13 protein-coding genes are annotated in these 21,298 nt (G+C 60.0%); 6 read left to right on the top strand and 7 right to left on the bottom strand.

What is annotated here, in order from left to right; all coding sequences use genetic code 11:
* Positions 1-93 precede the first annotated feature (93 nt).
* Both PMW70_RS01660 and PMW70_RS01665 read left to right on the top strand, forming a co-directional pair.
* Positions 94-2,244, top strand: coding sequence for a class I tRNA ligase family protein (locus tag PMW70_RS01660; RefSeq protein ID WP_271743694.1), 2,151 nt, complete (start codon positions 94-96; stop codon positions 2,242-2,244).
* A 59-nt stretch (positions 2,245-2,303) separates the two neighbouring features.
* The gene (locus PMW70_RS01665) at positions 2,304-3,407 is read left to right on the top strand and encodes an RsmB/NOP family class I SAM-dependent RNA methyltransferase (RefSeq protein WP_271743695.1); all 1,104 of its coding nucleotides are present in this window, start codon (positions 2,304-2,306) and stop codon (positions 3,405-3,407) included.
* A gap of 24 nt (positions 3,408-3,431) precedes the next feature.
* Here the strand turns inward: PMW70_RS01665 and PMW70_RS01670 are convergent, their stop codons facing one another.
* The gene (locus PMW70_RS01670; protein ID WP_158571045.1) at positions 3,432-3,602 is read right to left on the bottom strand and encodes a hypothetical protein; all 171 of its coding nucleotides are present in this window, start codon (positions 3,600-3,602) and stop codon (positions 3,432-3,434) included.
* Positions 3,603-3,793: 191 nt separating this feature from the next.
* Between PMW70_RS01670 and PMW70_RS01675 the strand changes: the two genes are divergently transcribed.
* Entirely contained in the window at positions 3,794-4,885 is a 1,092-nt protein-coding gene (locus tag PMW70_RS01675) for a beta/alpha barrel domain-containing protein (RefSeq protein WP_271743696.1), read from the top strand.
* A gap of 107 nt (positions 4,886-4,992) precedes the next feature.
* On the opposite strand, the gene PMW70_RS01680 is transcribed toward PMW70_RS01675, so the two are convergent.
* Positions 4,993-5,883, bottom strand: a complete 891-nt coding sequence (locus PMW70_RS01680) for a DegV family protein (RefSeq protein ID WP_271743697.1) — start codon at positions 5,881-5,883, stop codon at positions 4,993-4,995.
* A gap of 320 nt (positions 5,884-6,203) precedes the next feature.
* On the opposite strand from PMW70_RS01680, the gene PMW70_RS01685 reads away from it, so the two are divergent.
* From PMW70_RS01685 to PMW70_RS01695, 3 genes are all read left to right on the top strand, one after another.
* Positions 6,204-8,120, top strand: a complete 1,917-nt coding sequence (locus PMW70_RS01685) for a fructose-1,6-bisphosphatase (RefSeq protein ID WP_271743698.1) — start codon at positions 6,204-6,206, stop codon at positions 8,118-8,120.
* A gap of 78 nt (positions 8,121-8,198) precedes the next feature.
* A complete protein-coding gene (locus PMW70_RS01690) occupies positions 8,199-8,594 on the top strand; it encodes a GtrA family protein (RefSeq protein WP_117637315.1) in 396 nt (131 codons plus the stop codon).
* A gap of 219 nt (positions 8,595-8,813) precedes the next feature.
* Entirely contained in the window at positions 8,814-9,221 is a 408-nt protein-coding gene (locus tag PMW70_RS01695) for a GtrA family protein (RefSeq protein ID WP_117842626.1), read from the top strand.
* A gap of 158 nt (positions 9,222-9,379) precedes the next feature.
* Here the strand turns inward: PMW70_RS01695 and PMW70_RS01700 are convergent, their stop codons facing one another.
* The 5 genes from PMW70_RS01700 to PMW70_RS01720 all read right to left on the bottom strand — a co-directional run bounded on the left by PMW70_RS01700 (position 9,380) and on the right by PMW70_RS01720 (position 21,281).
* On the bottom strand, positions 9,380-10,273 hold the full coding sequence (locus PMW70_RS01700; RefSeq protein WP_158559588.1) for a DUF4430 domain-containing protein: 894 nt from the start codon (positions 10,271-10,273) through the stop codon (positions 9,380-9,382).
* A 9-nt stretch (positions 10,274-10,282) separates the two neighbouring features.
* Positions 10,283-16,837, bottom strand: coding sequence for an InlB B-repeat-containing protein (locus PMW70_RS01705; protein WP_271743699.1), 6,555 nt, complete (start codon positions 16,835-16,837; stop codon positions 10,283-10,285).
* A gap of 583 nt (positions 16,838-17,420) precedes the next feature.
* Positions 17,421-19,184, bottom strand: a complete 1,764-nt coding sequence (locus PMW70_RS01710; RefSeq protein WP_271743700.1) for an ABC1 kinase family protein — start codon at positions 19,182-19,184, stop codon at positions 17,421-17,423.
* An 8-nt stretch (positions 19,185-19,192) separates the two neighbouring features.
* A complete protein-coding gene (locus PMW70_RS01715; RefSeq protein ID WP_117637319.1) occupies positions 19,193-19,609 on the bottom strand; it encodes a hypothetical protein in 417 nt (138 codons plus the stop codon).
* Positions 19,610-19,757: 148 nt separating this feature from the next.
* Positions 19,758-21,281 (bottom strand): C69 family dipeptidase, encoded by a 1,524-nt coding sequence (locus PMW70_RS01720; protein ID WP_271743701.1) that lies wholly within the window; start codon positions 21,279-21,281, stop codon positions 19,758-19,760.
* Positions 21,282-21,298 lie beyond the last annotated feature (17 nt).

Genomic DNA, 21,298 nt, shown 5'->3' on the forward strand with positions numbered 1-21,298 from the left:
ATGTGCGATAATGTCGAACGATATGCACGAATTGACCACCGCGCTGCCGAACCCCGTGCCCGGCCGCGCTCCCACCATATGCGAAGGAGTCCCATGGCATCCAAATACTCCATGAACGACCGTCCCAGCTGGCCTCGCCGCGCCATCGTTACCGCCGGCGAGCCCTACGGCAACAAGGGCCTTCACTTTGGCCACGTTGGCGGCGTCTTTGTCCCGGCCGACTTCTTCGCCCGCTTCCTGCGCGACCGCCTGGGCCGCGAGAACGTCATCTTCACCTCGGGCACCGACTGCTACGGCTCGCCCATCATGGAGAGCTACCGCAAGCTCAAGGAGAATGAAGGCTACGATAAGTCCATCGGCGAGTATGTCGAGTCCAATCACTCCCGCCAGGCCGCGACCCTCAACAACTACAACATCAGCTGTGACATCTACGGCGGCTCGGGCCTTGAGCCGGCTGCGCAGATTCACAACGAGGTGACCGCGGAGATTATCGAGCGTCTGCACGAGCAGGGCACCATCTCCAAGCGCTCCACGCTGCAGTTCTACGATGCCAAGGCCGGCACGTTCCTCAACGGCCGCCAGGTCATCGGCCGCTGCCCCATCCAGGGCTGCAAGTCCGAGAAGGCGTACGCCGACGAGTGCGACTTGGGTCACCAGTTTGAGCCCGAGGAGCTTATCGCACCCAAGAGCCAGCTCACCGGCGAGGTGCCCGAGCTGCGCCCGGTCGACAACCTCTACTTCGACCTGCCGGCCTACCTCGACTTTATGAAGACCTACACCGCCAAGCTCGCCCAGAACCCGCAGGTTCGCTCCGTGGTCTCCAAGACCATGGAGGAGTGGCTGCTGCCGGCTCAGCTCTACATCCAGAATAAGTTCCGCGAGGCCTTCGATGCCGTCGAGGACCAGCTCCCCGAACACACCGTGCTGGAGCCCGAGGGCAACAAGAGCAGCTTTACCGTCACCTTCCCCAGCTGGAAAGAGCGCGACGACGCCCACGCGGTGCTCGCCAACGGCGGCGTGCGCTTCCGCAGCGGCAAGGCGCTCGTGCCCTTCCGCATCACCGGCAACATCGACTGGGGCGTTCCGGTGCCCGAGGTCGACGGCGTGACCGACGTCACCTGCTGGTGCTGGCCCGAGAGCCTGTGGGCGCCCATCAGCTATACGCGCACCGTGCTCGCACGCGATGCCAAGGCCGCCGGCGTAACCGAGGGTGTCGCCGCCCAGGATGCCGCCCTCATGGGCGAGCCCGCCGCCGATTCCACGCAGGTCCCCGCGCCCACCTACCAGCACAGCTCGCTCGACTGGCGCGACTGGTGGTGCTCTGACGACGCGCAGATCTACCAGTTCATCGGTCAGGACAACATCTATTTCTACTGCATCGCGCAAACCGCCATGTGGGAGGCCCTGGGTTGGGACCTTACGCAGAGCACCGTCAGCGCCTGCTATCACTTACTCTACATGGGCAAAAAGGCGAGCTCGTCCTCGCAGACGCCTCCCCCGCCGGCAGACGATCTGCTCAACCACTACACCTGCGAGCAGATGCGCGCGCATTGGCTGTCGCTCGGCCTGTCCGAGAAGCCGGTGAGCTTTAGTCCCAAGGCATATGACACGCGCGTGACCGGCAAGGATAAGGACGGCAACGAAGTGCGCGCCTGCGACGACAAACGCGTCATCGATCCTGCCCTTAAGGAGAGCGCCCTTTTGACCGGCGTCTTCAACCGCCTGGCCCGCAGCTGCTTCTACGGCGTCGCCGTCAAGGAGGGCGACGAGAGCCCCTATCGCAACGGCTGCATTCCCGCCGGCGCCGCCTCTGCCGCCGTGGTCGAGGCTGCCGAGCAGGCCGCCCTTGCCTTTGAGCAGGCCATGTACAAGTTCGAGACGCACCGCGCGCTCGCCGTGTGCGACGACTACCTGCGTGCCGCCAACAAGCGCTGGAGCGATGCCTCCAAGGCCGCCAACAAGCTCGAGGGCGAGCCGGCCAATGCCGCGATGACGCAGGCCCTCGTCGACGCCTTTACCGAGCTGCGCGTGGCGACCGTACTCATGCACGGCATCGTCCCGGCCGGCTGCGAGCTCATCTGCGATTACTTCGACATCGACCCGGTCGCCTTCTTTAGCTGGGATAACATCTTCGCCTCCACGGACGAGTTTGTGGAGAGCCTGGGCGAGAAGCCCGGCGAGCACCACGTGAAGCCGCTGCCCCCGCGCTTCGACTTCTTCAGCAAGCACGAGAGCCAGTACTAAAGCACGCCAGCAGCGGCGTGCCCGGAAAGTAGTCTATTTGGGACGGGAAGGAAAGACGGATGTCCAAGCCGCGTCGTCGTAAGCAGAAAAAGCAGGTCAAGGCCGAGCTCAAGCTTAGGCAGTTTGCCGCTACCGAGCTTTCCGACCAGCTTGCCGCCCAACACTCCGCCGCCGACCTGCCGCGCTTTATGATCGACACGGTCGCCGGCGCCTATGCACCCGCCGATGCTCAGCTCATGATCGAGGGCTTCGGTGCCGCGGCCACACGCCCAGTCACGCTGCGCGCCAACACGCTCAGGGCAACCGCCGAGGGCATCGCCGCCGCACTCGACGAGACCGGCATCGCGCACCAAACCGTTACCTGGTATCCGGACGCCTTCATCCTGCCCGAGGCCCAGGTGACCGATCTGTGGGACCTCGACATCTACCGCGACGGCAAGATCTACTTGCAAAGCCTGTCGTCCATGATGCCGCCGTTGGTGTTGGGCGCCCAGGCAGGCGAGGACATCCTGGACATGTGCGCGGCCCCCGGTGGCAAGACGACGCAGATCGCTGCCCTCACCCAGGGCCAGGCACACCTCACGGCCTGCGAGATGAGCATTCCCCGAGCCGAGAAGCTCGAAGCCAACCTCCATCGCCAAGGCGCCAAAAACGTGCCCGTCATGCGCATCGACGCACGCGAGCTCGACGAATTCTTCCGCTTTGACCGCATCCTGCTCGACGCCCCCTGCACCGGTACGGGCACCGTCATCAGCGGCAACGAGAAGAGTCTGCGCGGCCTCACCGAGCAGTTGCTCGGCAAGTGCGCCCGCTCGCAGCGAGCACTTCTGGATCGCGCCATGGGAGCCCTCAAACCGGGCGGCACGCTCGTCTATTCGACTTGTTCGATCTTGCCGCAGGAAAACGAGGACGCCTTGCAAGAGGCCCTCGACAAGCACATGGACTGCGAGCTTATCCCCCTCGATGGCACGCCGAGCGAAAGTGAAAAGCGCCGCGCCCAGGAAGCTGGCGAAGAGCCACGCGTCGAGAGCAACGCCCTCACCGAGGCCATCGCCGCCGGCCACGTCTCGTCCATCGCCAACGGTATGCCCGGCACGCTGACCATTCCGCCCAGCCGCGACTTTGAGGGCTTCTACATCGCCTTGATCCGAAAACGCAGCTAGCGCACGGATTCAAAACTCAACAAGCTATCTCTGTGCGCGCTTGTCCTGCTGGTCACGGTGCTGCTTAAGTGTCTCACGTTCCTTGCGCTCGGCTCTTTTGCCTTTAATGGCCGTAACCACAAAGTAGATGACCGCGGCGGCTACGATTGCGCCCACACACAGGCCAATCGAGCCCAACATTGCTGTAAATTCCATTCCGCGTCACCTCTCTTTTAAACGGGACTTTCAAGATAGCACCTCAATACCCGCCACCACAGCTCCTTCACGTTCGCCGGCCCTTCGGTCTAACGGATGGCACGGCGGGGAAAAATCAACTCGTCAAACGATTTAGCAAGCACAACGCTGCCGGCACCTTGCAGGCCACCATCGCATAGAATCGAGGATCCATGGATGCCCTCAACGACCTAAACGAGCGCGTCGACGCCTTCGTCGGCACCAGCTCCTTCGACACGCCGGTCACGGCAAACGACCAAGCCCCCATCGATGTTCCCGCCGAGGTTCACGAGGACATCGTCGCCTCGGTCGATTATTCCGAGGTCGAGCTCGCAGACGAGTTCACCGAGCCCCAGGTAGCCGTGACCCCCAACGGACTGCTCCCCATGGAGCCGCTGCCCATCGACGGGCGTTTGCGAAAGGCGGCCCTCCGCATGCCCGACGAGATCGAGGAGGCCAGCGGCTTTACGCTCTTCGGTCGTCGCATCAAGTCGCTTATCTACACCACCGACGTCGCGGTCATCCGCAACTCCAACGCCGATGCTGTCTTTGCCGTTTACCCCTTCACGCCACAGCCGGCCATTACGCAGGCGCTGTTGACCGTCGCCGAGTGCCCGGTCTTTGTAGGCGTGGGCGGTGGCACCACCACCGGTAAGCGCTCCGTGCAGATGGCAGCCGTCTCCGAGATGCAGGGCGCGGCGGGCTGCGTGGTCAACTCCCCCGCCACTGCCGAGATGGTCGAGCACATCACCAACATCGCCGACATCCCCGTCATCGCCACGGTCGTTCGCTGCGACGACGATGCTCACGCCAAAGTGCGCGCCGGAGCCAAAATCCTCAACATCGCGGCCGGCAAGAACACGCCCCAGGTCCTGCGCGAGTTGCGCGAACACTATCCCAACCTGCCGCTCATCGCACCGGGCGGCAAGACGCCCGAGAGCATCCGTGAGACCATCGCCGCCGGCGCCAACGCCATCATCTGGACGCCGCCTTCGGCCCAGCAGCTGCAGACCGACATGATGCAGCGCTACCGCAAGATGAAGGAAGACGCCACGCCTGTCATCTCGCGCGACGATGTGCCCATTATCGACCAGGTCGCCGCCGCCGAGGTCAGCCAGGTCGAGAACATGAATCCCGATGTGCCGATCCCCGACGAAGTCATCGAACGTGTCGCTTCGATCCACGATCACATCGAGGAGCGTCGCGCCAACCGTGGACTCAAGCCGTCACTGCACGGCTTCTTCTTCCGCGGAAAGAAACGCTAACCGCAACAGCAAGGCCCGCCCCGCAAACAACGGGACGGGCCTTTTCTGTTTTCGAATGTCAGGAGTGGCAAGCGCAGCTGTTAAAACTGTCATCCAGCCCACGAACGCTAATCCACGCGCTTGTCGCCCATAAAGAAGAGCGCCACCGTACCAGGTCCGGTATGCGAACCGATCAGAGTACCGATGTTATTGATCTCAATCTTGCCTTTAAGCTGCGGAACCTGTTCCTCAATCAGCGCCGCAACTGCCTCGGCATCCTCGCGGCACGCCGAGTGCGACATGATGCACTTACCCGAATAATCCGCACCTTCCTGCACGTGTGCCATCATGGTCTTAGCCATCTCGGAAATCGCGCGCTTCTTAGTGCGAATCTTCTCACGTGGCGACAGCCCACCTTCGCAATCGACCGTCATAAGTGGGCAAATCTTAAGCGCCGTGCCGATGATCGCGCTCGCAGCCGAAATGCGACCGCCGCGCAGGTAGCTCGACAGATCGGTCGAGAAGAACCAGTGGTGAAGGTTGAGTTTATGCTCCTCAATCCAAGCGGCCGTCTCGTCGAGCGAAGCGCCACCATCGCGAATGTCGGCGGCACATTCCGCCAGCAGGCCAAAGCCCGAAGACGCCGCCAGCGAATCGATGACGCGCACCTTGCCGCCCTGAGGATAGCGATCCGCGAGCATCTGCGCCGCAACGCAGGCCGATCCATACGTGCCCGAAATACCCGACGACAACGTCAGGTGCAGCACGTCTTTACCCTCGGCAACAAACGGCTCCCAAAACTCCTCGTACTCACCCACGCTCACCTGAGACGTCTTGGGCATGGCGCCCGCGGCGATCTGGGCAAAAAACTCGTCCGGCGTAATCGACTGATACAGATCGTCCGTATAGACAACATCGTCGATCTCGTAATGAAAACACACGACAGGGATATTGCGCGACGCAAAGAACTCACGGGTTCGATCGGCGGCGGATTCACAGGTCAGGACAAAATCACTCATATGAGGCTCCTTAAGTATTGCTGTGCAAATTATCGCACAGCAAGCTTAAATACGATACAAATGTCCACTATTTACCAATGCGAACCATGTGTATTGATTATCTTTATCGTGAACATCCCCATCCCCGTCATGGGCCAACGTGGGCAAAATCACCCGCTTTGTCTCCACTCAACCGCCATATCTACCTCAACTAAATCGATTTACCAAACCGTTCAGCCGGCAATTCAGCCGCCGGCGCAAAATCGAAACAAAGCCGGCGCATACTGATAAACGCTTGACGCTGTTTTATCAGTTTTATCAACCATATCGGAAGGTGCTTCATGGTCGCATTCGATCGCAATCCGCAAGACTTTAAGTATCTGCGTCTGCTGTCGAGACAATTTCCCACCGAGCAATCCGCGTTTACCGAGATCATCAATCTCTCGGCCATTCTCAACCTGCCCAAAGGCACCGAGCATTTTATGAGCGACGTGCATGGCGAGTACGAAGCCTTTATGCACATCCTCAACAACTGTTCGGGCGTCGTGCGCGAACATGTCGACGAGATTTTTGGCGACACGCTCACGTTTGACGAAAAGGGCGAGCTGTGCACGCTCATCTACTACCCGCGCGAGAAGATCGAGCTGGTCCACAGCAAGCGCGAGGACTCGCCCACCTGGTACAAGACCATGCTCGACCAACTCATTGTGGTTGCCCGCTCGCTTTCGAGCCGCTATACGCGCTCCAAGGTGCGTAAGGCCATCCCGCGCGATTACGCCTACATCATCGACGAGTTGCTGCACACGCATCCGGACGAGAACAACTATCGCGTGCGCTATCACGAGCGCATCGTTGGGTCCATCCTAGAGACCGCAAGCGCCGACGACTTTATCGAGTCGCTCGCCTCGCTCATCAAGCGCCTGGCCGTCGACCACCTGCACCTGGTGGGCGATATCTTCGACCGTGGCGGCGGCGCTGCCAAGATTATGGACCGCCTGCTCACCTACCATTCGCTCGACATTCAGTGGGGTAACCACGACCTACTGTGGATGGGCGCTGCGGCCGGTGAGCCTGCCTGCATCGCCACGGTGCTGCGCAACAACCTGCGCTACGACAATTACGAGATCCTCGAGAACGACTATGGCATCTCGCTGCGCGAGCTTGTCGCCTTTGCCGATGCCACCTATACCGCCGGTGAGCCCATCAGCCCGCTGATTAAAGCCATCAACGTCCTGCTCTTTAAGCTCGAGGGCCAGATTATCCAGCGCCACCCCGAGTTCGACATGACCAACCGCCTGCTGCTCGACAAAATCGATCACGACGCCGGCACAGTCACGCTTGCCGACGGCAGCGTGTGGCCGCTCACGACCAGCGACTTCCCCACCGTCGACCCGACGGACCCCTACATGCTCACGCCCCAGGAGCAACACATCATCGACAAGCTCGTGTCCGAGTTTGTCACCGCCGACCACCTGCATCGCCATATCGATTTCCTCTACACCCACGGCTCGATGTATAAGGTCGCCAACGGCAATCTGCTGTTCCATGGCTGCGTGCCGCTCAACGAGGATGGTACCTTTAGCAGCATGAACTGCCTGGGCACCTGGCACGCAGGCCGCGATTATCTCGATTTTTGCGACCATATCGCCCGCCGAGCCTGGCGCGTCGGCGACCGCGATGCCCTCGACTGGATGTGGTACCTGTGGATCGGCTTTAACTCACCCGCCAGCGGACGCCTGGTGCGTACCTTTGAGCGCGCCTATATCGCCGATAAGAGCACCTGGGTCGAGCCGATGGACCCGTACTTTACGCTAACCAAGTCGCCCTCGGTCTGCGACGACATCATGCGCGAGTTCGGCGTTGCCCCCATGGCATGTTCGCCGACCGGTCACATCATCAATGGCCATACGCCCGTCAAGACTACCAAGGGCGAGCAGCCCATCCGCGCCAACGGCAAGCTGCTGGTCATCGATGGTGGTTTCTGCCGCGCCTACCATCCCAAAACAGGCATCGCCGGCTACACGCTCATCTCGAGCTCGCGCGGATGCCGCCTCAAGTCGCACCAGGCCTTTACCACCGTTGCCGAGGCGCTCACCCGCAATATCGATATCGAGAGCGAGACCAACCGCTTTGACGAGGCCGACCGCCGCCGCATGGTAAGCGACACCGATACGGGTGCCAAGATCCGCAGCCAAATCCAGGACCTACGCCAACTGCTCGATGCATATAGAAACGGTGCTATCGAGGAGCGCGCCTAGCTCCACCCGTGGGGATTGGCTAAACTTGCTGAGTTTGTCATCCCCACGGCGCTGCGGCGCCACCCTAAGGCAGGTACCATGCAAAAGCTCCTTGCGCAGATCATGAAGTTTGGCGTCGTCGGCGTCATTGCCACCGTCATCGACTTTGGCATCATGAATCTGCTCCACTACGGCCTGGGTCTTAACATCCTGATCGCCAATACCAGCGGCTTTATCGTTTCGCTCATCTTTAACTACGTCGCGAGCATGAAGTACGTGTTTGCGCACAAGGAGGGCATGAGCCGCCGCCGCGAGTTCATTATCTTTGTCGTGCTGTCCGTGATCGGTTTGGCTCTCAACGACGGCATCGTACTGGCCCTCAACGCCGGCCTGGGCCTCGAGGCCAATATCGCCAAGATTTGCGCCACCGCGCTTGTTATGGTCTACAACTTTGTGACCCGAAAGATCTTCCTGGAGGGCGAGGAGACAAAATAGCTCGGCCTCCTCGTTGCACTACGGGGCCCACGAACGACGTGCGTCGAGCGCTGCGTTGTTCGTGGGCCTTGCTCGTTTACGGGCAAATTTGGCACGTTTACGGATTGTCTCTTGCAAATTTGGCGAGTTCGTATAGTTCTTGGCAAAGACCTTACGTTTCCCATGCAAAAGCTCTAAAGTATCCTCTGCTCGATTCGTCAACGCATTGGATGTGATTACGTGCGCAAGGCACTGGCACAACCTCATACTAAGCAATTCCTCAAGTTCGCTGTCGTGGGCCTTATCTCCTTTGGCATCGACTGGGGCATGCTGATTGCGCTCGTCGAGCTGTTCCATCTCGACTTTTTGATGAGCACCACAGTCTCGTTTACCACCTCCGTCGTGGTTAACTACTGGCTCAGCATGAAGTACGTGTTCGACCATCGCGAGGGCATGAGCCGCAAGCGCGAGTTTACGATCTTCACCATCCTGTCGGTAATTGGTCTGGGTCTCAACGACCTGTACATGTTTGTGGGCGTCACGTTTTTGAGCATCGGCTACCAGGCCATGAAGGCAATCGCAACGTTCTTGGTCACCTGGTACAACTACTTTAGCCGTCGCTTATTCCTCGAGGGCGCGCAGTCGTAGACGGCCCAACATAATCTCGCTTCGCAGCCGGTTGGAATTCACGTTCCAACCGGCTTTTTGTTTGCCGAGAGACCCGGCGACCCAGTCCTCTACGCATGAAAAACGGGCGGCTCGGATGTTGGTCCGAACCGCCCGTTTGGCGCGCCATGTCGAGGCCTCTAGCCCGTTACGTAATACCACACGACGGTGTCGCCATTCTTGAGAATGTAATTGCTGCAGGCGGTATTGGGCGTTTTGCCGTTAACGGAGTACATCCAGCCGCTCGTGCCGCCGTGTTCCTTCTCGGCCAAACCGCCAATCGCGGCAACATAGGTACCATACGACGAAGGGCGCGCATTGATAGAAAGTCCCAACGCACACAGCGCGTCGTAAGGAGTTGCGCCCTCATTGAAGGTGAACGTGCCGCCAGAAGAGACAGGGTTACCCACGGCGCTCGATGTGACCGAGACCGTCACCGTGACGACGTGGCTAGGCTGCTGCGAGCCGCCCTGATCGCCCGTAGAGGCGCCGCCGCCGTTGGATGCAGAACCACCGCCGGTCGTCGAGCCAGCGCTTGAAGATGAGCCGTCAGAAGCGCTTGATCCGCCAGTGGACCCAGAATTCTGCGAACCCGATTTATCCCCGGACTTCTTGCCGCCTTTGCCTTCGGACTTCTTCTCCTTCGAATCCTTGTCAGACTTCTTGTCCGAAGATTCAGACTTGTCCTTGGAATCAGATTCATCCGAGTCCTTGGACTCGGAGTCCACAGCGTCAGAAGACGAGGAGCCCGCTGCCTCCGTCTTGCGAGAGGCGGTAGAGCCAGAGCCGGCAACGCTTTTCCCCGCCACGGCCCGAGCGATCCAATCGATGGACCAAGCACCGCTGGAAGAAGGTTGGACAAAACCCAGCGACACAACGATCAAGACGATGCAGACGGCCGTCAGGGCGCCAAAAAGCGCCTTGCGCCGAGGGGCGGACGCCGCCGAAGCGGCGTCCTTTTTCTTTGCATCGTCAAGCTGGATGAACGACGAGTCGGGCTGCTTGGACTCGGCGTCCTGAGGCTTATTGGACACAGCCCTCACCTACCGACGCTTGGTAAACACGAACACACCGATGACTGCGAGACCGATCACGCCGGCCGCCACGCCAACAATGGCGAGCGGGTTGAAGCCAGACTCCTGTGCCGGAGCAGCAGCGGACTTCTTAGCAGCGGTCGTAGCAGACGAGCCCGTATCGGACTTGCCATCCTTCTTGCCGGACTTATCGGAATCCTTCTTGGAATCCTTATCGTCCTTGGTCTCGGTCGTGGTGGTCGTGGAGACCGGCTTCTGACCCGGCGAGACAGCACCGCCGGACTGCTGCCCGTTCGTACCGTTGCCAGAACCGGAGCCGCCATTGCCGCCAGAACCGCCGTTGTTGTCAGCGGCCTTCTTGATCCACTTGGCATACAGCGTCATATCAGCCGTCACCGCAACGCTAAAGTCATACGCCTTTGTACAAGCTTCATCGGTGTACCAACCAGCGAAGGTATAGCCCTCGCGCGTCGGATCGGTCGGCTTGCTGACAGTCGAGCCCGAAGCGGGGGTCTGACCATTGACCGACGAGCCGCCCTGAGCATCAAACTTGACGCGATGTGCCTGAGATTTCACACAGAAGAGATGGCCCGAATCGTTGGTGTAATACAGATTGCCGAACTGATCGCAGACAACCGAGGCCATGCAATAGTTGGCATATCCAGAACCGGGAACGAACACCTCGGTTGCCTCGGCATCGCCCAGCTTGTACATGTACACGCCACCGCCGGTAGTGTAGTTAGGCCAATTGCCCTTGGCGCCGTTCAAGGTGAAATATACGTACGTCTCGCCATCATGCGTTGAGACGAGCGGCGTGCCCTTGGACTCAAAGCCAAGCTCTTCGCCATCGGCCTTCGTAATCTGCTTCACACTCATATCGGAGAGGTCAATGATCGAAAGCAGGCCCTTAGCCTTAGCCTTAGCCTTGGCCTTAGCCTTCCAATTGTTCACGGTTGTCCCGCCAATAAAAGCATACTTACCACTGAAAACGGGCGTCGAAGTCGAATAAGCGGCAAACTGAACTTTCGCGGCCTCAGTAATGGAACCATCGGAACCAATGGTCAGCTTGTGCAACGTACCATCGTCGCGCGTAACAGCATATATATAACCGTCATGAACGGTAAGCGCCGAACGGATGTTGCCACCAGACAGCTTAATCGAACCAACAAGCTTTGACAGATCGGCAGAATACACGCGCACCTGGCCATAGTCGCCGCCAACGACATAGTAGCCATTTACCATCAGGCCGCCAGACCAGTAGTAACCTCCGTCAGCGACGGAGGCGCTACCGGCGATGGCGCCCGTGTGAATATTGATGCGCCTGACCGTACCGTTTTGCACGTCATTGCCATTGCCAGACCAATAATCAAGGGTGTTGATATAGACGTAGTCGCCGTCAACGGTCAACGAAGACAGGTTCTGCTTCGTAAATGCATCGGAATACCAAAGCGTCTCAAACGTTTTCGCCGAAACAGCCTGCAGATAGCCGCCGGAAAGCGGAATCAAAATAATGCCTTGCGCAATAACAGGACGGCAGGTGGTATCCATGGAAGAGCCAAGCTCAAGAGATCGCAGAACGGAACCCGTCTCGGGATCAATCTCATTCAGGACAGCATTCCACGTCTTTCCACCCCATACCGAAGCGCCCGTGACAAGGTATACCTTTCCGTTCGCGACAATGGGGTCAGACGCAGAGGCGCTTGCACCTGCCTTCTGCTGCTCTTCGGTCAGAAGATTAAGTGCCCAAGAAGGCGTATCGGTCTTTGTTGTAGGCGTAAGGGCGTCCGTCGAGGATCCCGAGCCGCCGTTCGCAAAACCATTCCATGCCGCATCGACATCGGGATGCTCCGTTCCGGGATTGGTAGCAGGAGCCGTCGAGGGCTTCTGCGTGCCGTCACCCTTAACATAACGGAACTCGACGCAATCGCCGTTCTTGAGGTAGTAGCTCGGAGCACCGACGCTCGCATACCCATTGTTTACAAAGAACGACCAGTAGCTGTACGGCGCGGCGCTCGTTGTGCTCAGCACGCGGCCATCGGGCATCGTCGCACTCGTAAGACCCCATGCATTTGCTTCGAGGTTCGTGCAACCGGCAGCCGTCATAAGCTGCTCGAGCACCGACTCGGCCGTCGTGTCTTCGTCGGCAGGAAGCGTGAGCTCGGTCAAGGGCGCCACCGATTGCTCGGTATAATTGCCGTCAGCATCACTTGCGGAAACGCCCGTGACCTTGGCCGTCACCGTAATGGTCTTGCCCTCGTTCGGGTTGTCGAGCCCCGTCGTTCCCTTGACGTTTACCGTCGCAGAAACATCCAAGCCGGCAAGCACCGCGTAGTCCGAATTGTCGGGATAGCGCTCGGCATAACGGGCAAAACGCTCACTCTTCAGACGGCCGCTAATTGTGACTTTCGTGTTGTATTCGGGCTGAGTGAAGATAAGGTTCTCATGCGCGATAACCCTCGGTTTGCTCGACTTGAGCAAACGATAGGTGTTCTCCGTGCCGCCGGGGAGCTCACTGAACACGAAGCCGTAGTGGCCTGCAGCCTCTTCGGAGGAATAGCACCAGTTAACTGCATATCCCTGACCGTACACCTTCAACGGCGCATGCAAGTTCCCCGTTACATTGGACGCATCCTGCCCGTCAAGAATACCCTGAGAGAATGTTGACTTTGCAAGGCTCAGGTGGAACAGCTCGGCATCGAGCTCGTTCTGGTCCTGCGGGGCAATCGCAAAATCGAGGGTCTTACTAGCCGTGACCTCGGCGTTAGACTTATCGGTCACCGTGAGGGTGATCTTGGTCTTCGCTGCCTCGGTGCCAGGCAGCGGCTGATAGACCGTGCCCTTGTAACCGTTGAACGTGATGTCATCGGTGCTGGCGGAGTACTTGACCTCGTAATACTTGCCGTCGATTTTGAGCGTGCTCGTGCGCGGCATCTGCAGGTCGGCGGTCAAGCCGTCCTTGTTGGCGGGCGCGTCGGTGCCGGAGTACTTGATGTTGCCGTAGGTAAAGGCCGCATCGACCTTCTCCTGCAGCGCCTTCTTGTCGGCAGCGACCTTCTCGGGATCGCCCTTGACGGTCACGGTGAAGTCGTGCGAGCCGGCAAGCTTGATGTCGCCGCTCGTAACCGTAACCTTGGCGGTCAGCGTCACGTCGCGATCGCTCGATGCGCGCGAAACCTTACCCGTCTTATCTTCCCAGCTATACCCAGAAACAAACAGGCGCTCGGTGTCGGAGCTTGTCCATTCAACAGAGAATTTCTTTGCGGAACCCGCCTTGTACGGAAGCGTGACATTTTGGGTCACGCCATCGGCGGACTCGCCCGCCGCGTAGCCAATCTGCAGGGATTCGGCAGCACTGTCAAGAAGGTCTTGCAGTTTAGCCTCGTCCCAAGCAACCTGCACCGACTTGTTGGGCAGGTAATACTCGGTCTTGCCATCACGTGACAGTTCAAACGCCACATCGGCGCTACGCAGACCGTCGATGTTGTAACCGGTGTAGTCGTTGGGGTCAATGAAGAAGAACGTCACATCGCCGTTGGTCTTATCCTGGGCGTCGGAGATGCCGACCGTGGCCTTGGCGTCCTCTGCCTTAAAGGCAACGCCGTCCTCGGAGACCTTGACGTCAATATCGGTGAAGCCCAAATCGGCAAGCTGCGCCTTCAGCGCATCATTGACGTTGCCGCCCTTGGCGCTGTAATCAACAGCGATCTGCTTATTGGCATCGTTGAGCTTTTGGACTGCAGCCTCAAGCGAGCCCGCGGCGATAACCTTGTTGGTGGAGACGAGCTCGACCGTCGAGCCTCCGCTCGTGGCGACAGCCTTCAGATACTTGCCCGTGGCTGAAGCCGAAACCGTCGCCTCGGCGCCCGACATATCGGGCAGCAGCGTCCAGTCAGCCGCCGGAGCCTTCGCATCGTCTGCCGCATACCAGGCAACAGTCGCCTGGTCGGTGACATCGATGCCATTGGTGGCCGAACCGTCGGCGCGCTTGGCCTGCGCCGTCGCCTTAACGCTATCGCCCGAGACGAGATGGGTCGATTCGCTATTGATCTGCGGCGTAGTGGTCACGCGCAACAGGTTATACTCCCCCGCCGCGGTAACGCTATCGGACGAAACCCATTCAACCGTGTTGTCGAGAGCGCTCGCCGTAACTTTGATGCGCTTGCCAACAAGCGCGTCCGAAATGGTCAGGCTGCCATCGGTCGTATCGATGCCGTCGGAGAGCTCGGTCCATTCGGCATCGCCCTCGCCCTTGGCATACCACGCCATGGTGAGCTCGGCATCGTCGGGCACGTCCTTGGTCGAGCCCGACCAGCTACCCGGAACCTGCACGCTCGGTGTGATCTTTGAGCCCACGCTGAGCGTAACGTTCTTATCGGCAAGCTCAATGCCCGCCAGCTTGTACTGGCCCTTAAGCGTCACGGGGCCGAGCGGGGCAACGGACTGCGTGCCGCCGTAGGAGCTCTTCTTCTGCGTGCTGGAGACAGTTTTTTCGCTCGTCACCTTCACGCGCAGGTACTTGCCGGCATAGGCGGCGTCAACGGTATAGGCGGTCTCGGTAGCACCGGGGATATCGGTATAGGCGGAGTCGTAGCTCGAGCTGCTGTTTGCATACTGCCACTGGTAGGTCACGTTATCGGTGCGGTCGATATAGTGATAGTTGGAGCCGTCCTTTTTGCGCACCTTAGTCTTGAGCGTATCGCCTACGCGCACGCCATTGGTAGCGGGAGAACCCTCGAACTGCACGTCGTAAAGCTCAACTTGGCCAGCGACGGAAACGGGACCCACCGCATAGTACGGCTTCTGCTCGCCATAGCCGCCGTTGGCCTTGGCCACGACGCAGTAGCCCTTAAGGGCGGCGGTCACCGTCAGGGTGTTACCGGTCTCACCCTTGATAGGCGTGTCGCACTTGCTTGCGGTGTTCGAGGTGCCCTTATACCACTGCCACGTGACATGCGAATCGGCGGTAACGTCGGTGGAACCCGCCTTGGCGGTCGCCGTAATCGTAGAACCAACCTCGACTTTGCCCGAAGTCGGGCTCATAGTCACGCTCGTAACATTAATTGAACCGGTAGCCGCAACGAGAGCGCCCGTGTTGTTGGCCATGCTCGAAGAGCCGATCTTCGAGGACACCTTGCACTTGAGGTACTTGCCACCTAAAGCGTCGGTAAGCTCGAGGGTCTCACCCGTGGCACCCGCAATGTCGGTATACGTGCCACTCTTGGTGTCAGAGCTCTGCCACTGATAGTTGAGCTTGCTCGCGTCGACGAACGCGCCGTACGCGCCGCCTTTCTCCTTAGCGCGGGCCTTAGCGGTATCCCCCACCGCAAAGACGCTCGTATCGTCCTTGGTATTGATGATGGACACGGCCGAAATCTCGACCGCACCGGCCTGTTTGACCTTGCTGGAAGTGGTCTTGTTCACCGTGTTGACGCCAGCGTTGGCCTCGACCCTGATGTACTTGCCCTCAAGGTCGTCGCCCACCACGAGCGAAGCACCCGTCTCGCCCTCGATCTTGGTAAAGCCCGAGTACTGCGAGGTGGATGCGGACCACGTGTAGGTAACCTTGGCGTCGGCGGGGGCTTGCTGATAATAGCTTATGTACGGAGTCGCCGTCAGGGTATCACCTATGCTCGGCGTGTCGCTATTCAGCTTGACGCTGTTAAGCTCCATCTGACCGGCGCCCAGCACGGGGCCAGGAATGTAGTTGGCATTGATGCCCGAGCCGGAAGAAACGGACGGACCATAGTAGTCCTTGCCATCAACCGTTACCTTGCAGATGAAGTATTTGCCTTCCATCGCGGCGGTGACGGCGAGCGACTGCTCGTGGCCTACGACCTCGGTGTAGTCGGCGACATTGCTGCTGGCCCTAGTCGTACCGGCGAGCCAGGTGTAAGTCCAAGTGCCGGGATTGGCAACGGACTCAGTCGAAGTGCCGTACCAGTCGTCCTCGACCTCATCGTACATATTTGCCCAAAGCGTCTCACCGGCCTTGAGCGCGCCCGACTTCGTGGAATAGGAGCTGTCCTTATCCTTGGTATCCTGGATGAAGACCTTGGCCTCGCTCGAAAGCGTTGTGGCAGACGCGGCGGCAACGGCGTTCTTCTGCTCCGAAGCAGCAGGCGTCGCAGCAGAGTTCTCGGACTCAGTCGCGTTGCCTGCGGCGGTGTCGGCACCATTCGCGGCACTCGCAGTTGCGCCCTGATCTGCGCCGGCGTCATCGGCAGCGGCGCTCGCCGCCGCACTGTTCGCGCCGGTGTCGGCAGCGGTGCCATCGTCGGCCGCCGCGCCCTCGCCGCCCGTCGCAGCCTGCGCCACGGCCTCGGCAATGCCCTCGGCGCCCTCGGCCCAAAGTTGCGCCGGCGTGGTGCCAAAAGCCATGGCAAAAGCCAGGAACGCCACCAGACCGCGCTTGGCTACGCCGCGGGCAATCGCTCCATGACGACGCCACGAGGCGCGTTGGCACTCATCCTCAAACATATCCATTTGTCTCCTATTGTCTGAACTTGGGACATTGCCCAGCGGCTGCCCCACGTCATCGCGCATGTTGCGCTCGAGTTCCCCCATCGGGGTCCCCCTTCCCTCCAGAGCCCAACGCGTACCGGCGGCATGCGCCGCGGTCGCGCACAAGATGGGAGGCGATCCGACTTAACCTTACCGACCCGGGCGCGCCGTCCGATCTGCGACGCGAACATCCCGGGCCAAGAGGAATTACGGTTACTGGTACAGCCGAGGACTTGCACCCCGATTCTCCCAAACGCGCAGGAAAACCGCGCATTCGTGCGTCTCCGCACCACCATCTAGGCCATCGATTATTACTGTCAGTATGGTAGCACGCAAAAGGGCCCCGCACGCAGGCGAAGCCCAAGGTAAAAGCTATGGTTTGCGATAGGAAGGGCTGTCGGCGGACCTTGCAAGAATAGCCCGTTTCAAAACTATGCCGGATTACGGGGATGATTCAGCACCTCGCAACCATATCTGCCATTTTCGAAAACCAACGACTCATCTACCTGCGGTTTTAAAAGCGCGAATTTCGGCATGGTCGAGGTTCGGCACTCCAGCCCCGTAAACCGGCATAGTTTTGTTCGGACCAGCCCACGCCGGCGCGACGCAAGGCAAAATAACCCGTTTCCCCGACCCCGGGAAATCGTTAATGCTTGCCGCCGTGACTGTTGCGCCAGATCTCGCGGCCCAGCATCAGCGCCAGCACCAGCGCGCTCACGTAGCCCATAAAGCCAATGACCGGGATACCAAACACGACCGGCTCGATGCGCGCGTAGTACACCACCGACGAGCCGATAAACAGGCCGGCGATTACAATTGCCATCGACATGCGATCGATAATTCCGCCCAGCTGTCGCAGCGCCTTATCGCTGCTCATAATCTGCGTGTTCACCTTAAGCTGGCCACGCGTGAGCATGCGCGACGCCAAGCCCAGATACTCGGCCGCCTCGAGCGAGCCTTTTGCCGCGCGATAGCTGCTCGCGGCAAGATCGCGCCCCATATCGCGCATGCGCGCATAGGTGCTCTTCTCGTTTTTGATGTGCGTCTGGATAATCTGGATCATGTTGACGTTGGGCATGTACTCGGTCAGCAGACCCTCGAGTGTCACCATGCCGCGGGCAAACATCGTCACCACACTCGGCAGCTCAACGTCGTTTTTGCGCGCCAGGTTTAGCAGCGAGGTCAAAAACTCGCCGATATCCAGGTCCTTAAGGTCGAGGCCCGCAAAGTCGGCAACGATAAAGTCCAAATCGGACAGAAAGGCCGAATGGTCGAGCTCGGCCGAGTCGCCGCGCGTCACGGCAAAGCGCATAAGCGAATCCTTGAGCTTGGGGACGTCACCCTCGGCCACGGCGAAAATCATGTCCTTAACGATACCGCGGTCGTGGCTCGACATGCGCCCAACCATGCCCAGGTCAATAAAGTAGACGATGCCGTCCTTAAGAATGATGTTTCCCGCATGCGGGTCGGCATGGAAAAAGCCGTCGTCGAGCACCTGCGTCGAATAGTCCTCGACAATCGCCGAGCCGATCTTTTCCAGGTCATAGCCCTCGGCCACCAGGCGCTCGGGATCGGCAATCGAGATGCCGTCAATGTAGTCCATGACCACGACATGCTCGGTGCAAAGGTCCAGGTAAGATTTGGGACACGACACGCCGCGCACGCTCTTATGGAACTCATAGAAATCGTTGAGGTTTTTGGCCTCGGCCAAAAAGTTGGTCTCCTCGCGAAACGAGGTCCACAGCTCCTCGACCACGCCATGCAAGTCCACAAACTGATCGGTATTGACAAACTTTGAGACGATGCGCACCACCGAGCGAATGATGTCGATGTCCTGAGCCATCACCTGCTGCGCACCGGGGCGCTGCACCTTAACGGCCACGTCCTCGCCGGTCACCAGGCGGGCGCGGTGCACCTGTGCAAGAGAAGCGCTTCCGAGCGGGTTGGGATCGATCGCGTCGAACATCTGCCCCAGGCGCTGGCCGTACTCCTCTTCCAGACACCGGAGCACTACCTCATACGGCACCGGCTCTACATCGGAGCGCAGACGACGCAGCTCGTCGCAAAACCGCTGCGGCAAAATCTCGGAGCGGTTAGCCAGAATCTGCCCCATCTTGACGAACATAGGGCCGAGCTCTTCAAGCAGACGACGCAGGCGCACCGGCGTGAGGTTGTCCCACACGCGATACTTTTTGATCAGGCGAACGATCTGCCCAATGCGCTCACGACGACCTGCCGGCGTGAGCTGGTATTCCTCATCCGGCGCCATCGCGTCGGGCTCCTCGGGGACCATATCGACAGCGCGCGGCTTCTTGCGAGCGCCCGAGACGGCGGCATCGACCTCGTCGACAACCGCCGCCTCGTCACCCAAGGGATCTTGATTGTTGTAATCGGTGGTGGAATCTGCCATCTGCGCTGCTACTCGGCCTCTTCGGCGTCCTCTGCGTCGTCGGGTTCAACGGACTCGACGGGCACCGAGGTCACGTTGTCCTCGACCGAATCGACGATGTCGCGCACATGGGCCAGGAAGGCCGTGCGCTCGGGGGCGGTCATAACGCGGACGCGAGCCAGGATGAGCTCGTCGAGCACGCGCTGTGCCGCAGTCTCGCCCTGCATGCCCAGGCGCTCGGTCAGGTCGGAGATGGTGCCGCCCGCCTGCTCGAACATATCGGACACGCTGCGAGCGATATCGGGGGTGCCGGCATCCTTGCGGACCTGCTCGCCCTTGGTACCGAGGTCGTCGAGAACCTTCTTGCCGCCCTCGACGGCAACGGCAGCGGCGCCGAAGCCCACGTTGATGGCACCGTTAACAAGCTGATCGAGTTTCATAACCATGGTTGGCTCCAATCATGAACAACTGCATTGGACTTCTTGTACCCAAGATTGAGTGAACGACACAAAATCGTTTTACCGCCAAGATAGAAATCGAGCGGGCCAAAGCCTTTGACGGCGTTTGCCCCGCTCGTTCGCTGCAAGGTTGCCTTTACCTTACGTTGTCGTTCATCGCGAAGGAGTTCTTCATGGCGCAGCTCGTGGTGTAGAGCACCTTGCCCAACAGAGCATCGGTCTCCACCCGCACGCGCTCGGCAAACTCCTCGTTGGCGCGGGCGAGCTCGGCGGGCGCCTCGGCTTCGGGCAGCGCGGCCACGGCGGCATCGACGTCGTGAATCTGCTTGTGGCCCATGCCGCCGACCTTCTCCTGATAATCCTCGACCGCGCGACCGCACTCATGGAAGCGAACATCGGCCAAGGCACCGATCAGGCGGTTGGCCCAATAGAAATTCTCGGACGTCACGCGAGCCTGCGTGCCGGCATAGTACTCGGGCATGGTCTCGACATTGGCGTACAGCGGTACGAGCGCGTTAAACGAGTTGGAGCCAAACGCCATCCACTGCACGGCGCGATACGCCGGCTGCGCATAGGGGCGCAGCTGCAGCACGGCAAGCTGGCTGTTGCGGTTGATGCCGACGGGACGATAGGCGCCGCGCGTGGCGGGCGTGCCCTTGCTGCCGTAGCAGTCGTACTCCGTGCCCTGGTAGTGGCTCGAAAGCACGTACTTGATGTCCTCGATGGTCACCTTGCGCTCGGGCACGCGGCTCCAGGGAATGTCGTCGCTCTCGGGCGTGTAGTCGGCGTCGGGACCGTCCCACACATCGCTGGGGTTGAGGCAGCGCTGCATATACCAGGCGCGCGGCGTGTTGTAGACGTGATCGCTGTCGCTGTGCGAGCCAAAGGCCTCGCGCGGGTTAAAGACCGCGGCGGGACCGTCACCCTCGACGCCCAGCGTTAGGTCCAGATGCCACTCTGCCATCCAGGAGCGCAGGTCGGCAGAGCACATGTGGTCGACCTGAGCGCCCTCGGCGTCGTCCAGGTCAAAGCTGTCAATACCCAGCTGGTTGGGCATGGTCACATAGGCGTCATCGGGCACGCGCTTGGCGATCCAGTGGTGGCCGCCGATGGTCTCGAGCCACCAGATCTCGTCAACGTCACTAAAGGCGATGCCATTGTTCTCGTAGGTGCCGTAGCGCTCGAGCAGGTCACCCAAAATACACACGCCGTCGCGGGCGGACTTGGCGTACGGCAGCACCAGGGTCACCATATCCTCCTCGCCCAGTCCGCCGGGCTGGGCCGGAACATAGCCGTCCTCGCCCTCGTTGCCCTTGGCGGGTACATAGTCCACGAGCGGATCGGCGCCGCGGACGCGCTCGTTGGTGGTGAGTGTCTCGGTTGCGGACATGCCAACATTGAGCTCGTTGAAGCCGGCCTCGGCCCAAATGCCATGGCCCGGGACAACGTCGGGGACGCTCGTGTAACGCATGGGGTTGTCGGGCAGCTCAACGGTCAGGTGGCTCAGGACACTCGTGTAGACACGCGGTTGCTCGTCGGGATGCACCACGCGCATGCGCTTGGGCTCAAACACCCCGTTGGACGAGTCCTCGTTGCGGGCGACAAGCGTCGACCCGTCGTAGCTCGCGTTCTTACCAACCAAAATCGTTGTGCACGGCATGCGCATCCTCCTTGAGC

The sequence above is a fragment of the Collinsella aerofaciens genome (assembly GCF_028209625.1).
Classification (GTDB): Bacteria; Actinomycetota; Coriobacteriia; order Coriobacteriales; family Coriobacteriaceae; genus Collinsella; species Collinsella aerofaciens_AM.